Here is a 17,691-nt window from a genome sequence, read left to right as displayed (position 1 = left end):
ATATTCAATATTATTTAACAGCAGTTATAAGTGCATCAAGATCTAATTTATCTTGTTCTCCTTTAACCATGTTTTTTAAAGTGTACACTTCAGACTTCATTTCCTCCTCACCTACTAAAACTACAAAAGGGATGGCACGCTTATTAGCATGATTCATTTGTTTTTTCATTTTAGCAGCATCAGGATACAATTCTGCATTTATACCAGCCGCTCTTAATTTTTGAATTGCTTTTAAACTATATAAAGCTTCAGTGTCTCCAAAATTGATAAAAAGAACTTTTACATTTTTATTTACAGCTTCTGGAAATAATTGCAATTCTTCTAACACTAAATAAATGCGGTCTAATCCAAAACTAATACCAACACCACTTACATCATTAAGGCCAAATATTCCAGTTAAATCATCGTAACGACCACCACCGCCAATAGAGCCCATTTGAACGGTTTTTGGTGCAGCCACTTCAAAAATAGCGCCTGTATAATAATTCAATCCACGTGCTAAAGTCACATCTAATTGTAACGCAGCCGTTTTTAACTCCAAGGTCTCAATACCTGTATTTATAAATTCTAATTCTTCAACACCTTTTAAGCCTTCTTCAGACGTACTTAAAATAGTTTTTAAACTGTGTATTTGTGCTTCAAAAGTTCCAGATAACGTAAAGAGTGGTTGTAATTTATCGATTCCACTTTGTGGAATACCTTTTCCTAACATTTCCTCTTTCACTTTATCTTCACCAATTTTATCTAACTTATCTAAAGCCACTGTAAAATCGATAAGCTTATCTTGGGCTCCAATAACTTCTGCTATTCCAGCTAAAATTTTACGGTTATTAATTTTAATTGTTACACCTTCTAAATTTAAAGCTGTAAACACTGCATCATATAACTGTACAAATTCTACTTCTTGCCAAAGCGATTTTGAACCAACCACATCGGCATCACATTGATTAAATTCTCTAAAACGCCCTTTTTGCGGACGGTCTGCACGCCAAACGGGTTGCATTTGGTAACGCTTAAACGGAAATTCAATCTCATTTTGGTGTTGAACTACATATCTTGCAAACGGCACTGTTAAATCGTAACGCAATGCTTTTTCGGAAATCTTAGATGTGATTTTAGTTGAATTCTTTTCAGTATATAATTCATCATTTACCTTATTAAGATAATCTCCTGAATTCAAAATTTTAAAAATCAATCGATCGCCTTCATCACCATATTTTCCCATTAAAGTTTCAGAATTCTCAAAACTTGGGGTTTCTATAGGTTGAAAACCATACGTTTCAAAAACATGCTGAATGGTTTTAAATATATATTGTCGTTTTGCAACTTGTTCCGGATTAAAATCGCGTGTTCCTTTTGGAATGCTTGGTTTTTGTGCCATTGGTATTTTAAATTTGAGCACAAATATCTAAATTTTTGATGTGACTTAATAAGATAATTCAATTTTATAGTAACTTTATTCCGATTTAATAGTCTTATATTAAAACACCCAACCAATAACAATATATTCATGTTTTCACTTGTACGAGAAAATATTAGAATTGCTTTCGATTCTATAAGAGGTCAATTATTGCGAACTATATTAACTGTACTTATTATTGCCATAGGAATTACGGCTTTAGTTGGTATTTTAAGTGCCGTATCTGCTTTAGAGACTACCATTTCTAGCGACTTCTCGTCTATGGGAGCAAACACCTTTAATATTCAACGTTACGAGTTTACAGCTAGACGTCAGGCTGGAGAACGCCAAAAAGTAAATCCAATTATTAGTTATCAAAACATTCGTGATTTTGAAGACCAATACAACTTTCCCTTTACAAAAACATCAGTTTCTTTTACAGGAACATCTATAGCCGAAGTTAAATTTGAAAATGAAAAAACAGATCCTGAAGTTAAAGTTGTTGGAGCTAATGAAAATTTTATTCAGAATTCTGGATTAAAAGTAGATCAAGGTCGTGAATTTAATGCTTTAGAAGTCGATAATAATTCTAACGTATGTATTATAGGAAGTGATTTAGTGAAAGCTCTTTTTAAAGAAGACAACCCGATTAATAAAACCATATCTATAAGAGGTTTTAAATTTAAAGTCATTGGTGCTTTAGAATCTAAAGGCTCTACATTTGGCAACAATCAAGATTTAAGAGTGATTATGCCCTTACAAAAAGCGCGTTCCATTTTTACAAATGCCAATATAAATTATGCTCTAAGTGTAATGGTTGAAAAGAAAGAACTACTTGCTCAAGCACAAGACGATGCTATTGTAACCTTTAGAAACATTAGAGGTTTAAATCCCGTTGAAGATAATAACTTTGGCATGGAACGTAGCGACGATTTAATTAATCGAATTGGAGCCATTACAGGCGTTTTATCTACCGCAGCTTGGATTATAAGTATCATCACCATTTTAGGTTCATCTATCGCTTTAATGAATATTATGTTGGTTTCTGTAAGCGAACGTACACGTGAAATTGGTGTTAGAAAAGCGTTAGGAGCAAAACAAGGCACCATAGCTTTTCAATTCTTTATCGAAACTATAATAATTGGTCAGTTAGGTGGTATTCTAGGAATGATATTAGGTATTCTAATTGGTGTTATATTTGCTTCTGCTGTAGATTTTCAATTTAGTATGCCTTGGTCTGCCATGATTTGGGCCAGCGTTATTACCTTTATTGTAGCCATTATTTCAGGATCTTATCCAGCCTCTAAAGCTTCAAAATTAGATCCAATAGAATCATTACGCTACGAATAGTAACCTATTAATTTGCGTTAACCAAATCGTTAAAATAGGTATATAATTCTCCTTTAGTAATGTTAGCCCCCTGTTGTATTAATTTAAAAATATCGAGATTCTTATCTTCAGAATATGTCTTATTTGCTTGAAGAAACTCAACATTATCGTCTAATAAATTATTACGCAACCATGTAAACCCTTCTTTAGTCGCTAAATCTTTATCGTTTTTAAGCTTAATTGCAACCAAATGCATATTTGTTTCGGCCAAAGCAAATAAATGCATGTGTTGTCCATTAATGTGTTCAAGATATTTTACTTTACTTAAAACACCTTCCCAAACCAAATCACTAAACACATCTAATTCTTGTTCTGCAACTTCTGGTTTTGTTTCTTTAATGGTTTTCCACTCACTTGCATCAATAGATTGAGTGGCTAAAAAATTAATAAATTCTTGATGTAATTCTTCAAACTGTTCTTTTGTAAGTCTAGCGTATTTCATCTTGTATATTTTTTAAATTAAAAAAACCGTCTAGAAAGTATCTAAACGGCTTTAATATTATAATCGCTTTTAAATTAGTTTGCTTGTGCAACTACTTCAAAAGGGAAATCTACTGTTACTTCACGGTGTAAACGTATTACGGCTTCGTATTTACCTAAACGTTTAACACTACCACCAATTACAGTGATAAATTTTTTGTCGATAGCTTGACCTTCTTTAGCGATAGCTTCAGCAAGATCAATGTTATTTACAGATCCGAATAATTTATCTCCAGATCCAACTTTAGATGAAATTTTAATTTCTAAAGCTTTTAAAGCCTCAGCAATTACATTTGCATCATCAACAATTTTCTTTTCTTTGAAAGCTCTTTGTTTTAAGTTTTCAGCTAATACTTTCCTAGAAGAAGGTGTTGCTAAAATAGCACTTCCTTGAGGAATTAAAAAGTTTCTACCATAACCGTTCTTAACTGTTACAACATCGTCTTTAAATCCTAAATTTTCAACGTCTTGTTTTAATATAAGTTCCATTGTTATCGGTATTTTATTTTAATAAATCAGCTACATAAGGCATTAAAGCTAAGTGACGTGCTCTTTTTACAGCTACAGACACTTTTCTTTGATACTTTAAAGAAGTTCCTGTTAAACGACGAGGTAAAATTTTACCTTGTTCGTTTACAAATCTTAATAACCAATCTGCGTCTTTATAATCCACATATTTGATACCAGATTTTTTGAAACGACAATATTTCTTTTGCTTATTAGTCTCAATGTTTAAAGGCGTTAAGTATCTAATCTCACCGTCTTTTTTTCCTTTTGCTTGTTGTTCTATAGATGACATAATTACGCTTTTTGTTTTAATTTAGCTCTTCTTCTTTCTGCCCAAGCAACAGCGTGCTTGTCTAATTTTACAGTTAAGTAACGCATAAAACGTTCGTCACGTCTAAATTCTAACTCTAATGGAGTAATTACTTCTCCAGGTACAGTGAATTCAAATAAATGGTAAAAACCACTTTTTTTGTTTTGAATTGGGTAAGCTAATTTTTTTAGTCCCCAATCTTCTTTTGATATCATCTTAGCACCGTTAGAAACAAGAAAGTCTTCGTATTTCTGTACTGTCTCCTTTATCTGTGTTTCAGATAAAACGGGATTTAAGATGAAAACAGCTTCATAATGATTCATATTCAAATCTATTTTATTGTTAAAAATGGCTGCAAAAGTACAGATTATAATTAGATATAACAAACTGAATTAGAATTATTTTAATAACACTACTATTATATAACGCTCGACGAAATGCAAAAACATTCACTTTATCGATATTTTTTTGTTTTTTATCCGATTTATTTGTACTATTGTCGATAACTTAACCTCAAATTATTAATGTTTATGACTTTAAACTGTGTAGTAGTAGATGACTCGGCAATTCAACGGTTGTCCATAGTGAAGTTGATAGAAAATCATCCTGCTCTTAACCTAATAGCAGAATATAGTAGTGCGCTTGAAACCAAAAACGGTTTAAACACACATAAAGTAGACCTTATCTTTTTAGATATTGAAATGCCTGTACTTAATGGTTTTGAACTTCTTGACGTTTTAAACAACAAACCTCAAATTATTTTTGTTACTGGTAAAACGGAATATGCTTTTAAAGCCTTTAATTATGATGCTACAGATTACTTAAAAAAGCCTATTACACGTGAACGTTTTATGCTTGCGGTTGATAAAGCCATAGAGCAACACAAATTAAAATTAGATTTTAGCGAAGCTGAAGGTGAGCACATTTTCGTAAAAAGTAATCTAAAAAAACGTAAAGTATATATTAACGACATTAAATGGATTGAAGCTCTTGGTGATTACGTTAAGTTAGTGACCGAAGAAAATAGCTTAGTTGTGTTATCTACAATGAAAGCCTTTGAGCAAGAACTTCCTGATGGTAAATTTTTAAGAATTCATAAATCTTATATCGTTAATCTAGATAAAATTGACAGATTTAATAGTAAAAATGTTGAAGTTGGTTCTTTCGAAATTCCTTTAAGTAGAAATAAGAAAACACAACTTATAGATGCTTTAAATAGTATTTAATACGCATCTACATTTATTATTAGTCTTACAGATCTAAAATCTTTTACACTATTAAAGCTATTGTTTATTCTAACAATGGCTTTTTTTGTACCTCCTAACGACTGTTTTTGAGGTATTTTTAGAAGAATGTTTTTATGAAACTGATTTCTAATCCTGGCCACAGGCGGATCTACAGGCCCCAAAACAGAATCTCCAAACACTTGCCTTAAAGCTGTTCCTAACCAAGCTGAAGCGGTATTAACACGATTAAAATCTTTGTGTTTTAATGTGATACGAATTAACCGATATATTGGTGGATATTTAAAATTATAACGTTCATCCATTTGCTCCTTGTACATCGCAGCATAATTATTAGTAGAGACTTGCTGCAATATATTATGAAACGGATTATAGGTTTGAATAAGCACCTTTCCCTGTTTTTCTGTTCGTCCGGCACGTCCAGATACTTGCGATAATAATTGATAACTACGCTCATGCGCCCTAAAATCTGGAAAATTCAATAAATTATCGGCATTCATAATCCCCACTAAGGCTACATTTCTAAAATCTAACCCTTTAGTAAGCATTTGGGTGCCGACAAGAATATCCATCTCTTGTTGTTCGAAAGCTGTTATTATTTTTTCGTAACCATGTTTTCCGCGTGTGGTATCTAAATCCATACGCCCCACTTTACGATTCGGAAATAAAGCCTTAACCTCCTCCTCTATCTGCTCGGTTCCAAAACCTTTACTATCCATAGTTGTATCTCCACAAGCTTGACATTTTTGTTGCATAGCCATATGATAGCCGCAATAATGACAACGCAATTGGTTGCGGTAACTATGAAACGTTAAACTGACATCGCAATTAGGACATTGTGGCGAATGGCCGCATGTTTTACATTCTACAATAGGTGAAAAACCACGACGATTTTGAAACAAAATAATCTGATGACCTTCTTCTAAGGTTTCGGCCATAACTTCAATCATTCTATCGCTAAAATGACCTTTCATGCGTTTTCTTTTTTGCTTATCCTTAATATCTACCAATTCAATATCTGGCATTAACACATTATTGTAACGCTTCGTAATTTCAACCAAACCATATTTACCTTGCTGCACATTAAAATAGCTTTCCAAACTTGGCGTAGCAGAACCTAATAATGTTTTTGTTTGGTGTAAATGTGCCAAAACAACGGCAGTATCTCTGGCATGATAACGCGGAGCTGGGTCAAATTGCTTAAAAGACTGCTCATGTTCTTCATCTATAATAATTAATCCAAGAGATTTAAAAGGCAGAAAGATTGAAGAACGTGCACCTAAAATAATTTGAGCTTTAGGTGAATTCGACAAGACATTATTCCAGACCTCTACACGTTCGTGAGCAGAATATTTAGAATGAAATACCGCTACTTGATCTCCAAAATAATTTTGAAGTCGATTTACTAATTGTGTAGTCAATGCAATTTCAGGTAACAAATACAAAACTTGCTTACCCGTTTTTATAACATCCTCGATCAGTTTTACATAAACCTCGGTTTTACCTGACGAAGTAACTCCATGAAGCAAGGTAACTTGATGCGTTTCGAATGATGTTTTAATTTGACGAAGCGCTTCTGTTTGATCTTCATTTAATACTTTTGAAGCTTCAACTGCATCTCCATTATATTCTACACGATCTGTTTGAATAAAATATTCGTCTAAAACAGACTTATCTATAAGCGATTTTATAATACTACTAGAAGCACCACTAGCTTCTGTTAATTCTGAAACTTTTATAGGCTTCCTGGTCTTTGCAGATAATTGAAACAAATTCATGACCACATCGCGCTGTTTTGGCGCACGACTTAAGTCTTCCATTAATATTTTTAAACCGTCTTGTGTAGCATGTTCACTTTTAAGTTTTACGTATTTAACCAACTTGGGTTTATACTTTTCGAAGACTTCCTCTTCAACAACAATAGCCTCCTTTTCTAAGAGGCGTTTAATAATAGGAAACACCTGTTTTTTATCAACAATATCTACAATATCTTGAATACGTAAAGACGATTGATGTTGTAATGCTTCATAAATTAAAAACTCATCATCTTTTAAATCACTATCACTTATAATAACTTTAGTGTTCTTACTTATTAAGGTTTCACTTTCTAAAATGAATGCATTTGGTAAAGCAGCCCTCATAACATCTCCTACAGCACATAAATAATAGTTTGCCATCCAATCCCATAGCTTTAATTGGGTTTCTGTTACAATTGGATATTCATCTAAAATTTGTTGAATTTGTTTTGCCTCATATGCTACTGGCGGATTATTGTGTATACTCTTTACAATAGCTGTATATACTTTTGTTTTTCCAAAAGGCACAGCGACGCGCATTCCGGGTTTAATAAAACCAGATTCAGCCTCTGTAATTACATACGTAAACAGATTTTCTACGGGAATAGGAAGTATAACATCTATAAAATGAAGCATAAATTAGCAGCTTTTGTGTAATTGACGTAAAGACACATTTAATTCGAAACCTAACAAAATAATATTTGCATTTAACCACAAATAAAACATTAAAATAAGTAGTGCACCAATAGAACCGTAAAGTTCATTGTATTTAGAAAATTGCTCTATATATATTCCAAAGAAATAAGACACACACACAATTAATAGTGTAGTTAATAAAGCACCTACAGAAAAAAAGCGACTGTCTTTACCTTGTAAGGTTCCAAAATAATACAAGGTCGCTGTAGATAAATATATCATGATTATTCCAAATACATATTTCGAAATATTTATTAAAATAATACTACTATCTCCTACTTCTACACCCTGATATGCTAAAGTATCGAATAAGCTTCCAAGAATATATATTTCGACAAAACCAAAACCAGCAACAGTAATAACAACTAAAAAACCTAATATTAAAGCAACCCCTAAGGCATATAAATATTGTCTAAACACATTTCTTGAAAGTTCTGAATGATATGAATTTTCGAATGCAGAAAACACAGCACTAACACCATTTGCCATTAAAAAAATAGATAATAAAAATACTGTTGATAATAACCCACCACGTTCTGAACGATCTATATTTTCAAAAATATTTTTAAAGAAAAAATCGGATGTTGTTGGAGGTAAAAAAGACTCTAAGAAGTCTAAAAATTCTATTTTAAATCCATCTATGGGTATATGTGGAATCAATATTAAAATAAATAATAAAAACGGAAAAATAGCCATAAAGAAATTAAACGCTATGGCACTTGCTCTAGAGGTTAATGCTCCTTTTAAAAGTCCTATAGTATATAACTCTAGTAAATCGTAAATAGATAATCCCTCTAAACCTGGCAGTTTTATAGTTTTAAAGAACTTAGCAACTAAGTTTAGAACGGGAATTTTAGCTAACTTATCCTCTATAGGTTTCGTCATTTTAGACCGCTTTCAGACTTAAATCCATATTATAGACAGAATGTGTTAAGGCTCCAGAAGAAATACAATTCACGCCACATTCTGCATACTTACGAAGTGTATTCTCGTTAATTCCTCCAGAAGATTCTGTCTGGCAAGTATCTCCAATCATTTTTACAGCCGTTTTTGTATCCTCGTAATTAAAATTATCTATTAAAATACGATACACACCGTCGTTTTGAAGAATTTCTTCTATTTCTTTAAGATTTCTAGCTTCAACAATAATTTTTAAATCTTTATTGTTTGCTTTTAAATAGGCTTGAGTTTTAGTAATCGCAGGTGTAATTCCTCCAGCAAAATCAATATGATTATCTTTAAGCATAATCATATCGTACAACGCAAATCTATGATTTTCTCCGCCTCCAATTTTAACGGCCCATTTTTCTAACGCTCGAATTCCAGGTGTTGTTTTTCTTGTATCTAAAATTTTAGTACCTGTACCCTCTAACAAATCTACATACGATTTTGTTTTAGTAGCAATCGCACTCATACGTTGCATTGCGTTTAAAACCAAGCGTTCTGCTTTTAAAATAGATTGTGAAGCGCCTTCTACATAAAATACAATATCTCCATACTTTACTGCTGTTCCATCCTCTATTAACGTATCTATTTCAAGATCTTTATCGATATATTCAAATACCGTTTTAGCAAATTCTACACCAGCTATAATACCATCTTCTTTAACTAATAATTTAGCTTTTCCTTGGGCTGATTTTGGAATACACGCTAAAGAACTATGATCTCCATCACCTACATCTTCGCGCACAGCATTACTTATAATACCTTCTATTTCCTTATCAAATTGAATCTTACTAATCATAAAAAATGTTTGTTGCTAAATTACTAATTGCAGATTAAAAATCGATTAAAAAATCTCTAAATTACCTTTTCCTTCTCTGATAATTACGGGTTCTGCTTCTGAAAAATCGATAACTGTAGAAGCCTGATTATCTCCATAGCCTCCATCGATAACTAAATCGACTAGATTATCCCATTTTTCATGTATTAATTCAGGATCTGTGGTATATTCTAAAACCTCATCTTCATCACGAATAGAAGTCGATACAATTGGATTACCCAATGCTTTTACTATTTCCAAAGCAATTTTATTATTAGGAACACGAATACCAACAGTTTTCTTTTTCTTAAATGCTGAAGGCAATGTCTTAGCTCCTGGAAGAATAAAAGTGTATGGCCCTGGTAATGCACGTTTCAATATTTTAAAAGTAGAGGTATCTATTTGCTTTACATAATCACTTAAATTACTTAAATCGTAGCAGATAAATGAAAAATTAGCTTTTTCTAACTTCACACCTTTAATTCTTGCTATACGCTCTAAAGCCTTACTATTAGTGATATCACAGCCCAAACCATAAACGGTATCGGTTGGATAAATAATTAATCCACCACGTTTTAAAACCTCAACAACTTTTTTTATCTCCTTAGGGTTCGGATTTTCTTCGTAAATTTTTATAAACTCAGCCATAATAACTATATTGTAAAATCGTTTTACAAAGTAATTAATATTTTATAATGAAACCTATTAAATCCTTAATCATCCTGCTATTAATTGCAGTTACGAGTTATTCATGTACCTCGGACTCCAATTCTGATGCCAATGATTTTGTAGATTTAGAGGCTAGAGTAGAAACAGATATTCCTTATGGCAATCACGAATCGCAGACTTACGATATCTATTTACCTGCAGATCGGGACATTGATACTAAAACTTTAATTCTAGTTCATGGAGGTGGTTGGACTTCTGGCGACAAAGCGGATATGGATGATTTTGTTAAATTAATTCAAAAAGATTTACCAAACCTTGCCATCTTAAATATGAATTATCGCTTGGCAGATACCTCTAGTGAAGTATACCCAATGCAAATAAACGACATTACAGCTGTAGTAAATCAATTTAACACCAATCTTAGTGATTATCAAATCTCTAGCGATTTTGGGTTTATAGGCACAAGCGCTGGCGCACATTTGGCTATGTTATGGAGTTATACTTTTAACGACGACCAACAAGCTAAAATGGTATGTAGTATTGTAGGTCCAACAAATTTTACAGATCCTGAGTATTTGGAAAACGTAAATTCTGAAGCGTTGCTATTACTGACCCAAGTATACGGATTAGATTTAAACACTGATTTTTTAGAAAAAGTAAGTCCATACCATCAAGTTACAGAAAATGCACCTCCTACCATTTTATTTTATGGCGGAAAAGATGATTTAGTTCCTTCTACTCAAGGTGCTCAATTACAAAGTAAGCTACAAGATTTGGGGGTTATGCACGAATACACCTTATACCCAGAAGCTGGTCATGGTTGGGATGGATTAGAGTTATTGGACACCTGGTCTAAATTAAAAGTTTTTATTGGAGCTAATTTAGAGTAAATAGACTTTTCTTCTTTTACCACAACACCTCATCAGGCGAATTATTTAATCACCTTATAAACTGATCGATCTATAATCATAAACAAAAGCGCCCCTAAAACTTAATTTAGAGGCACTCTTTTTTATCTTTTAAATATTAGAATTATAGTACTACCCTATTACCTCCAATTTAGCAAAACGCAATAACAGTTTTTTATTACCACCATTTTCGAATTTTATTTCTGCTTTTGTATCTGCACCTACACCTTCAATTTTTAAAACTTCACCTTTACCAAAACGTAAATGTTTTACAATATTTCCAGCTGCTAATTTATTATCGAATAAATTACCGCTCTCTGCTGCACCACTTGTTTTACTGACTGGTTTTAAATTTTTAGGTGTACTAATCTGGACTTTTTCTGGTCCTTTTAATTTTGTAACCCCTTTTTTCTGAACTGGTAATTGTTTCGCCGGCTTAAAACGAATATTTCTATTAGGCACATCATCTCCAAAGATATTTGCATCTAACATTGGATTTATTCTACGTTCTTCAATAGGTGTTAATATATCTAAGTATTGCTCGTCTATTTCTTGAATAAATCTACTAGGATCAGAATCTACTAATTTTCCCCAACGGTATCTAGACAATGCATACGTTAAATAGGCTTGCTTTTCTGCACGTGTTAAAGCAACGTAAAACAAACGACGCTCTTCTTCCAGTTCGCTTCGTGTATTCATACTCATAGCACTTGGGAATAAATCTTCTTCAAGTCCTACAATAAACACATATGGAAATTCCAGACCTTTTGCCAAGTGAATCGTCATTAATGCCACACGGTCGTCTTCACCGGTATCATTGTCTAAATCGGTTGCTAGGGCAACATCTTCTAAAAATTCGGTTAAAGATCCTGTGGTATCTGCCAACTCTTTTTGCTCTTCAACGAAATCTTTTATACCATTTAAAAGTTCTTCAATATTTTCAACTTTAGCAACACCTTCCGGTGTAGTATCTTTATTAAATTCTTTTATTAATCCTGTGGTTTTTGCAACGTGATCTGCAAGTTCGAAAGCGTTTACATTCTGATTCATAACCTGAAAACTTTCAACCATGGTTACAAAATCCATCAATTTATTCTTCGTTCCTGAATTGATTTTCACTTCGGTTTTATCGATGTGTTTCATCACTTCAAAAATAGATCGCTTATAGCCATTAGCTGCAATAAGCAACTTATCTATAGTTGTTTGACCAATTCCTCGTGGCGGAAAATTAATGACACGTTTTAGCGCTTCTTCATCTGAAGGATTAATAATAATTCGTAAATATGATAGTATATCTTTTATTTCTTTACGCTGATAAAAAGACAGCCCTCCATAAATTCTGTACGGAATATCACGTTTACGTAACGCATCTTCCATAGAACGAGACTGCGCATTAGTACGATATAAAATAGCAAAATCGGAATGCTTAAGTTGTTCGTTCATTTTTGTTTCAAAAATGGTACTTGCCACATATCGTCCTTCTTCACCATCGGTCATAGATCGATTTACTTTAATCTTATTTCCTTCATCATTGGCCGTCCAAACGACCTTATCTAATTTGGTTTCGTTTTTATCTATTATTGAGTTTGCAGCATTTACAATAGTTTTGGTTGATCTGTAATTTTGCTCTAATCGGAATAATTTTACATCGTCATAATCCTTCTGGAAATTCAGAATGTTATTAATATTCGCACCACGGAAGGCATAAATACTTTGTGCATCGTCTCCTACCACACAAATATTTTGAAAGCGATCGGACAGTGCTCTTACTATTAAATATTGTGAATGATTTGTATCTTGATACTCATCGACCAATATATATCTAAATCGATCTTGATATTTGGCTAATACCTCTGGAAAACGTGTTAGAAGTTCATTAGTTTTCAATAATAAATCATCGAAATCCATGGCACCAGATTTAAAACAACGCTCTACATATTCTTTATAAATATCTCCTAAACGCGGACGCCTAGCCATGGTATCTGCTTCAATTAATTCTGGATTCTGAAAATATGCACGAACGGTAATTAAGCTGTTTTTGTATGAAGAAATTCTAGAAAATACCGATTTGTACTTATACAATTCTTTATCTAATCCCATCTCCTTTATAATAGATGAAATTAAACGTTGAGAATCTTGTGCGTCGTAAATAGTAAAATTCGCCGGATAGCCCAAACGATCTGATTCAATTCTAAGAATTTTAGCAAATACCGAGTGAAATGTTCCCATCCACAAATTTTTAGCCTCACTTTGCCCAACAATAGATGCAATACGCTCTTTCATTTCGCGAGCGGCTTTGTTGGTAAAGGTTAACGATAAAATATTAAAAGGGTCTATTCCCTGATGCATTAAATAGGCAATTCTATAGGTAAGCACACGTGTTTTACCAGAGCCGGCACCCGCGATAACTATCATAGGGCCATCTTTTTGAATGGTTGGTGCTAACTGTGCTTCATTTAACTGACTTAAATACTTCTCCAATGTTCATACAATTTAGGTTGTAAAATTAACCTTTGTTACCCGTTAAAGTAAATAGATTTATAAATAATTATAAACATTGGTTGGATTTACGAATTAAAATCATCTAAATTCCTTTAAATAATACCGTCTCCAATAAACACAAGTTTTAAGCCTTCTTGCATATTTAACCAAAAAAAGTTGAATACAGATTTAGTTTTGTCACGAGTAACCTGACCTTTTTTCTCTATAAATCTATCTTTATTTTTATTAGAATCATTTCTTATAAAAATATTTGCTATTGAAGACAAAAATTTATTTTTCTTCTTCTTTTTATTTAAAACATGAACCTTTACATCTTCATACTTCACATTAAAATTGACAGACGAACGATCTACATTTCCATCTATTCTAGCATAAATCTCATCAAACTGTCCCTCTAATTTTATATTTAAATTATGCTCTGTAAACCTATTTAGTCTTGAAACTGGTAAGCGACCAATTTGGGCTTTAAAAGTAAAATCATCATTCTTATTATTTACATCAAACATCCAATTTGCATGTAAAGGCGCTGTTCCAAAAAACTTGGTATCTATGTCTAATTCGGTTTTAATTGGAAACACATATGTATTACTAATGTTTTTTATAGAGGCATTAAAATCCTTAAATAATATACTTCCTGCTCTAACTCCAGTCTTAACCTTTTCCTCGTACACAATATTACCATGACTTAAAATTACAATTGGCAAAGTTAAATCGAACTTTAAATCACGTAACATTTTACTATATAATGGTTTTATAGTATAATCATCTGGCACCAATTTATTTCTATAAATCTCAACATCTGGTTGTTCAATTAGTATCGTATCTGCTTTAAAGTAAAAACGATTATCTAAATAACCAAACTTAGGTGATTTAATATAAAAAGAGTCTACCTCTACATTAAAATAATCGCGCTCTTTTTTTAACCTTTTAGAAAAGGCTGCCTTAGTATACTTTGTCTTAAATTTAAAATTTCGAACAATCCATTTTTCTTTTGTTAACTCTAATTCTTGTAAACTTAAGGTTTCAAAACGGCCTACATTAAATTTTAAAGAATCGGTTAATACACGATAATTAGAATAGTTAAAAGGGATATTTTTTTTAGAAGATGTCTCATCAATACGGATATCATTAAATGAAATATTGATATTTTCTGATTTTAAAAACACAGAATCCGATGCCGCTTTAAACACAGTTAATGTAGCATGACTAAAATCTACATTATCAATTTTTACAGTCTTATTAAACCCTTTTAAGGATTTAGATCCTGATGTCTTATCCATTTTTTCAGAAACCGACTCTTTTTTTCGATTTTCTTTAATGTACAAAATCTCTGCATCTTGAAACAAAACCCGATCTAAATGTATAGAACCATTAAAAATATATCGCCAATAACTCACCTGCTCCAATTTAAATTCTTCAAGCTTTACTTTTAAATTTGCAACGCTATCATCATTTCCCATGAGTTCTAATTCTGGATTTTCTACATAAAGCTCTCCCTGAAATACATTTACATGTAACTCTGAATAATTAAAAAGTACCGTTTCTGGCAAATTTTCTAAAGATGATTTAAGCTTACGTTCTACAATAGCATTCGCAAAAAACAACACTACAAAACCTAACACACAAACAACTAACAATAGGACAATTATACTTTTCTTAATGATTTTTGACATTGATAGTGCTGGATTTAAATGATTAAATTTATTAGAACGATATAATGTTAAGGAAATCTTCCGTTATGTTTTTGCTTTATTTATAATATATTTACCTCATTAACATTTAAAAAATAGTGAATTATGACTTTAAGCGACGTAAGTTGGTGGATCTGGCTTCTTCTTATCCTTTTTATTATCGCAATTCGAGACATTTTTATTCAGAAATCACATACAATAAGTCATAACTTTCCTATCGTAGGGCATTTACGATACTTATTAGAAAGTATCGGTCCAGAAATGCGTCAATATTTTGTAGCTAATAATCGTGAAGAATTACCATTTAACCGTATAGAACGTGGTTGGATTTATGCTTCTGCCAAGAAAGAAAATAATTACGAAGGTTTCGGTACAGATCGCAATATTTATGACATTCAGCATATGTTTATTAATAATGCAATGCTACCTTTTAAACCCGAAGGCAATCATCCTAATATTATTGACAAAACATTTTTACCATGCGCTAAAATTATGGGCGCTCATAATAATAGGAGAAAACCATTTAGACCTGCTTCTGTTATAAATGTATCTGCAATGAGTTTTGGTTCTTTATCGGCCAGAGCTATGGAATCTTTAAATAAAGGAGTTAAAATTGCAGGTGCCTACCACAACACAGGAGAAGGTGGTTTATCTCCATACCATAGTAACGGCGGAGATGTAGTGTTCCAGATTGGAACAGGATATTTTGGAATTCGTGATGATGACGGAAATTTTTCTTTAGAAAAATTAGTCGCTTTAGTTGAAGCAAATCCGTTTATTAAAGCCATAGAAATTAAACTTTCGCAAGGTGCTAAACCTGGCAAAGGAGGTGTTTTACCTGCTGCAAAAATCACCAAAGAGATTTCTAATATTAGACACGTTCCAATAGGTAGAGATGTTATATCTCCTCCAAATCATTCTGCTTTTAAAGATATTCCTGGACTTATAGAATTTGTTGAAAAAATCGCAGACATTACAGGATTACCCGTTGGTGTTAAAGCAGCCATAGGAAAATTAGAGCAATGGGAAGAACTTGCCGATATAATGGTTGCTACCGGTAAAGGCCCAGATTTTATTACTGTAGATGGTGGTGAAGGAGGAACTGGAGCCGCGCCTCCTAGTTTTGCAGATCACGTTTCGCTTCCTTGGGTTTATGGATTTAGCGATTTATACAAAGTATTCTTGAAACGCAAATTAACAGACCGTATTGTATTTGTAGCAAGTGGTAGATTAGGTTTTCCTGCCAAAGCAGCTATGGCCTTTGCTATGGGTGCCGATTGCATAAATGTTGCTCGTGAAGCCATGATGAGTATTGGTTGTATTCAAGCACAAGTATGCCACACCAACCGCTGTCCTAGCGGTGTTGCTACTCAGAATAAATGGTTACAAAGAGGAATAGATCCAACTTTAAAATCTGAACGATTAGCTCAATACTTTAAAACATTTAGCAAAGAGTTTATTGAAATTACACATGCAGCAGGTTACGAACATCCTTGCCAATTTACAATGCATGACGTTAATATTAATGTAGACGATAAAAACTTAACATCTAAACTAGATAAAACGTATAAATACGAAAAAACTCCTGTTCCCTTTAAAAGTATGCAAGAACTAAAAAATTGTAAATACTTAGGAGGAAAATAGGAGGAAAAACAGTACAACTATAAATTTCAATTTTTACTAATCACAAAAGTTTTTATTGTTTTGTAAAAAACAGAAAAACCTATTAATTTTGTTTTAAATATTACACCCATGAATCTTGACGCTCTAATTAATCTATTTTTATACACTATACCTGCTTTAGTAACAGGTATGATTGCTTTTTATTTCTTTAAAGAACATACTAAAAATGAAGATGGTCGCAGACGCTTTTTATTAAAAAAAGAAATGCAAGTAAATTCTTTGCCTTTACGTTTACAAGCTTACGAACGTATGGCTTTATTTTTAGAGCGTATAACGCCTTCTAAATTATTAATTCGTGTACAACCTATGACGGCAGATAAAGAAGATTACGAATTATTATTAATCAAGAATATTGAACAAGAATTCGAACATAATTTATCACAACAAATCTATATTAGTGATGAATGTTGGAGCATTATAACAGCTGCAAAGAACGCAACCATGCAAATGGTAAGACGGGCTTCAATGTCTGAAAAAACAGATTCTGCCGACAAGCTACGGGAAGTTGTACTTTCTGAAATGATGGAAAAACGTGCGCCTAGTGATGCTGCCTTATCTTTTATTAAAGAAGAAGTAAGCGACATGTGGTAAAACATGAGTTGCGGTATTCGAAAATTAGTGCTAAAAAAAAATCCAAATTCAGCCAAACTACTAT

Annotated in this window: 16 protein-coding genes; 5 read left to right on the top strand and 11 right to left on the bottom strand. The window is 32.5% G+C overall.

All coding sequences use genetic code 11. The annotated features are described in order from the left end of the window. Positions 1-10 precede the first annotated feature (10 nt). Positions 11-1,381, bottom strand: coding sequence for a histidine--tRNA ligase (gene hisS, locus Q1B05_RS13520; protein WP_299781478.1), 1,371 nt, complete (start codon positions 1,379-1,381; stop codon positions 11-13). A gap of 129 nt (positions 1,382-1,510) precedes the next feature. Between hisS and Q1B05_RS13515 the strand changes: the two genes are divergently transcribed. Beyond that, entirely contained in the window at positions 1,511-2,749 is a 1,239-nt protein-coding gene (locus Q1B05_RS13515) for an ABC transporter permease (RefSeq protein WP_299781477.1), read from the top strand. 7 nt (positions 2,750-2,756) lie between these two features. On the opposite strand, the gene Q1B05_RS13510 is transcribed toward Q1B05_RS13515, so the two are convergent. From Q1B05_RS13510 to rpsF, 4 genes are all read right to left on the bottom strand, one after another. Further along, positions 2,757-3,230 (bottom strand): DUF6495 family protein, encoded by a 474-nt coding sequence (locus Q1B05_RS13510; RefSeq protein WP_299781476.1) that lies wholly within the window; start codon positions 3,228-3,230, stop codon positions 2,757-2,759. A gap of 74 nt (positions 3,231-3,304) precedes the next feature. Next, positions 3,305-3,757: a 50S ribosomal protein L9 gene (rplI, locus tag Q1B05_RS13505; protein ID WP_299781475.1), complete on the bottom strand. Its 453-nt coding sequence runs from the start codon at positions 3,755-3,757 to the stop codon at positions 3,305-3,307. Positions 3,758-3,770: 13 nt separating this feature from the next. After that, positions 3,771-4,067 carry a 30S ribosomal protein S18 gene (rpsR, locus tag Q1B05_RS13500; RefSeq protein WP_038528424.1) on the bottom strand — a complete coding sequence of 99 codons (297 nt, stop codon included), beginning with the start codon at positions 4,065-4,067 and terminating at the stop codon, positions 3,771-3,773. A 2-nt stretch (positions 4,068-4,069) separates the two neighbouring features. Further along, the gene (gene rpsF, locus Q1B05_RS13495) at positions 4,070-4,408 is read right to left on the bottom strand and encodes a 30S ribosomal protein S6 (protein ID WP_159023980.1); all 339 of its coding nucleotides are present in this window, start codon (positions 4,406-4,408) and stop codon (positions 4,070-4,072) included. 207 nt (positions 4,409-4,615) lie between these two features. On the opposite strand from rpsF, the gene Q1B05_RS13490 reads away from it, so the two are divergent. Next, positions 4,616-5,311, top strand: a complete 696-nt coding sequence (locus tag Q1B05_RS13490) for a LytTR family DNA-binding domain-containing protein (RefSeq protein WP_299781474.1) — start codon at positions 4,616-4,618, stop codon at positions 5,309-5,311. Here Q1B05_RS13490 and priA read toward each other — a convergent pair. From priA to Q1B05_RS13470, 4 genes are read right to left on the bottom strand one after another with little or no spacing between them, the layout of a single operon-like run. Then, positions 5,308-7,761, bottom strand: a complete 2,454-nt coding sequence (gene priA / locus Q1B05_RS13485; RefSeq protein WP_299781473.1) for a primosomal protein N' — start codon at positions 7,759-7,761, stop codon at positions 5,308-5,310. The genes Q1B05_RS13490 and priA overlap by 4 nt on opposite strands. 3 nt (positions 7,762-7,764) lie before the next feature. Then, positions 7,765-8,706: a YihY/virulence factor BrkB family protein gene (locus Q1B05_RS13480; protein ID WP_299781472.1), complete on the bottom strand. Its 942-nt coding sequence runs from the start codon at positions 8,704-8,706 to the stop codon at positions 7,765-7,767. 1 nt (position 8,707) lies between these two features. Beyond that, on the bottom strand, positions 8,708-9,565 hold the full coding sequence (gene nadC, locus Q1B05_RS13475; RefSeq protein ID WP_299781471.1) for a carboxylating nicotinate-nucleotide diphosphorylase: 858 nt from the start codon (positions 9,563-9,565) through the stop codon (positions 8,708-8,710). A gap of 45 nt (positions 9,566-9,610) precedes the next feature. Further along, positions 9,611-10,231 (bottom strand): L-threonylcarbamoyladenylate synthase, encoded by a 621-nt coding sequence (locus tag Q1B05_RS13470; RefSeq protein ID WP_299781470.1) that lies wholly within the window; start codon positions 10,229-10,231, stop codon positions 9,611-9,613. Between the two features lie 47 nt (positions 10,232-10,278). On the opposite strand from Q1B05_RS13470, the gene Q1B05_RS13465 reads away from it, so the two are divergent. Continuing rightward, a complete protein-coding gene (locus Q1B05_RS13465; RefSeq protein WP_299781469.1) occupies positions 10,279-11,142 on the top strand; it encodes an alpha/beta hydrolase in 864 nt (287 codons plus the stop codon). A gap of 150 nt (positions 11,143-11,292) precedes the next feature. On the opposite strand, the gene Q1B05_RS13460 is transcribed toward Q1B05_RS13465, so the two are convergent. Both Q1B05_RS13460 and Q1B05_RS13455 read right to left on the bottom strand, forming a co-directional pair. Continuing rightward, a complete protein-coding gene (locus Q1B05_RS13460; RefSeq protein WP_299781468.1) occupies positions 11,293-13,641 on the bottom strand; it encodes an ATP-dependent helicase in 2,349 nt (782 codons plus the stop codon). A 113-nt stretch (positions 13,642-13,754) separates the two neighbouring features. Further along, positions 13,755-15,335: a hypothetical protein gene (locus tag Q1B05_RS13455; protein WP_299781467.1), complete on the bottom strand. Its 1,581-nt coding sequence runs from the start codon at positions 15,333-15,335 to the stop codon at positions 13,755-13,757. 123 nt (positions 15,336-15,458) lie between these two features. Here Q1B05_RS13455 and Q1B05_RS13450 point away from each other — a divergent pair, with 123 nt between their 5' ends. Both Q1B05_RS13450 and Q1B05_RS13445 read left to right on the top strand, forming a co-directional pair. Beyond that, entirely contained in the window at positions 15,459-16,997 is a 1,539-nt protein-coding gene (locus Q1B05_RS13450) for an FMN-binding glutamate synthase family protein (protein WP_299781466.1), read from the top strand. A 108-nt stretch (positions 16,998-17,105) separates the two neighbouring features. Next, positions 17,106-17,627, top strand: a complete 522-nt coding sequence (locus Q1B05_RS13445; RefSeq protein ID WP_299781465.1) for a hypothetical protein — start codon at positions 17,106-17,108, stop codon at positions 17,625-17,627. Positions 17,628-17,691: the final 64 nt, after the last annotated feature.

Source organism: uncultured Formosa sp. (genome assembly GCF_947500765.1).
GTDB lineage: Bacteria > Bacteroidota > Bacteroidia > Flavobacteriales > Flavobacteriaceae > Formosa.
Note: the sequence above shows the minus strand (reverse complement) of the source record. Positions and strands in the feature narration are given on the sequence as shown.

Bases quoted from the DNA above. Each gene is read 5' to 3' on its own strand.
- hisS (WP_299781478.1), bottom strand. From the start codon at position 1,381: ATGGCACAAAAACCAAGCATTCCAAAAGGAACACGCGATTTTAATCCG.
- Q1B05_RS13515 (WP_299781477.1), top strand. From the start codon at position 1,511: ATGTTTTCACTTGTACGAGAAAATATTAGAATTGCTTTCGATTCTATA.
- Q1B05_RS13510 (WP_299781476.1), bottom strand. From the start codon at position 3,230: ATGAAATACGCTAGACTTACAAAAGAACAGTTTGAAGAATTACATCAA.
- rplI (WP_299781475.1), bottom strand. From the start codon at position 3,757: ATGGAACTTATATTAAAACAAGACGTTGAAAATTTAGGATTTAAAGAC.
- rpsR (WP_038528424.1), bottom strand. From the start codon at position 4,067: ATGTCATCTATAGAACAACAAGCAAAAGGAAAAAAAGACGGTGAGATT.
- rpsF (WP_159023980.1), bottom strand. From the start codon at position 4,408: ATGAATCATTATGAAGCTGTTTTCATCTTAAATCCCGTTTTATCTGAA.
- Q1B05_RS13490 (WP_299781474.1), top strand. From the start codon at position 4,616: ATGACTTTAAACTGTGTAGTAGTAGATGACTCGGCAATTCAACGGTTG.
- priA (WP_299781473.1), bottom strand. From the start codon at position 7,761: ATGCTTCATTTTATAGATGTTATACTTCCTATTCCCGTAGAAAATCTG.
- Q1B05_RS13480 (WP_299781472.1), bottom strand. From the start codon at position 8,706: ATGACGAAACCTATAGAGGATAAGTTAGCTAAAATTCCCGTTCTAAAC.
- nadC (WP_299781471.1), bottom strand. From the start codon at position 9,565: ATGATTAGTAAGATTCAATTTGATAAGGAAATAGAAGGTATTATAAGT.
- Q1B05_RS13470 (WP_299781470.1), bottom strand. From the start codon at position 10,231: ATGGCTGAGTTTATAAAAATTTACGAAGAAAATCCGAACCCTAAGGAG.
- Q1B05_RS13465 (WP_299781469.1), top strand. From the start codon at position 10,279: ATGAAACCTATTAAATCCTTAATCATCCTGCTATTAATTGCAGTTACG.
- Q1B05_RS13455 (WP_299781467.1), bottom strand. From the start codon at position 15,335: ATGTCAAAAATCATTAAGAAAAGTATAATTGTCCTATTGTTAGTTGTT.
- Q1B05_RS13450 (WP_299781466.1), top strand. From the start codon at position 15,459: ATGACTTTAAGCGACGTAAGTTGGTGGATCTGGCTTCTTCTTATCCTT.
- Q1B05_RS13445 (WP_299781465.1), top strand. From the start codon at position 17,106: ATGAATCTTGACGCTCTAATTAATCTATTTTTATACACTATACCTGCT.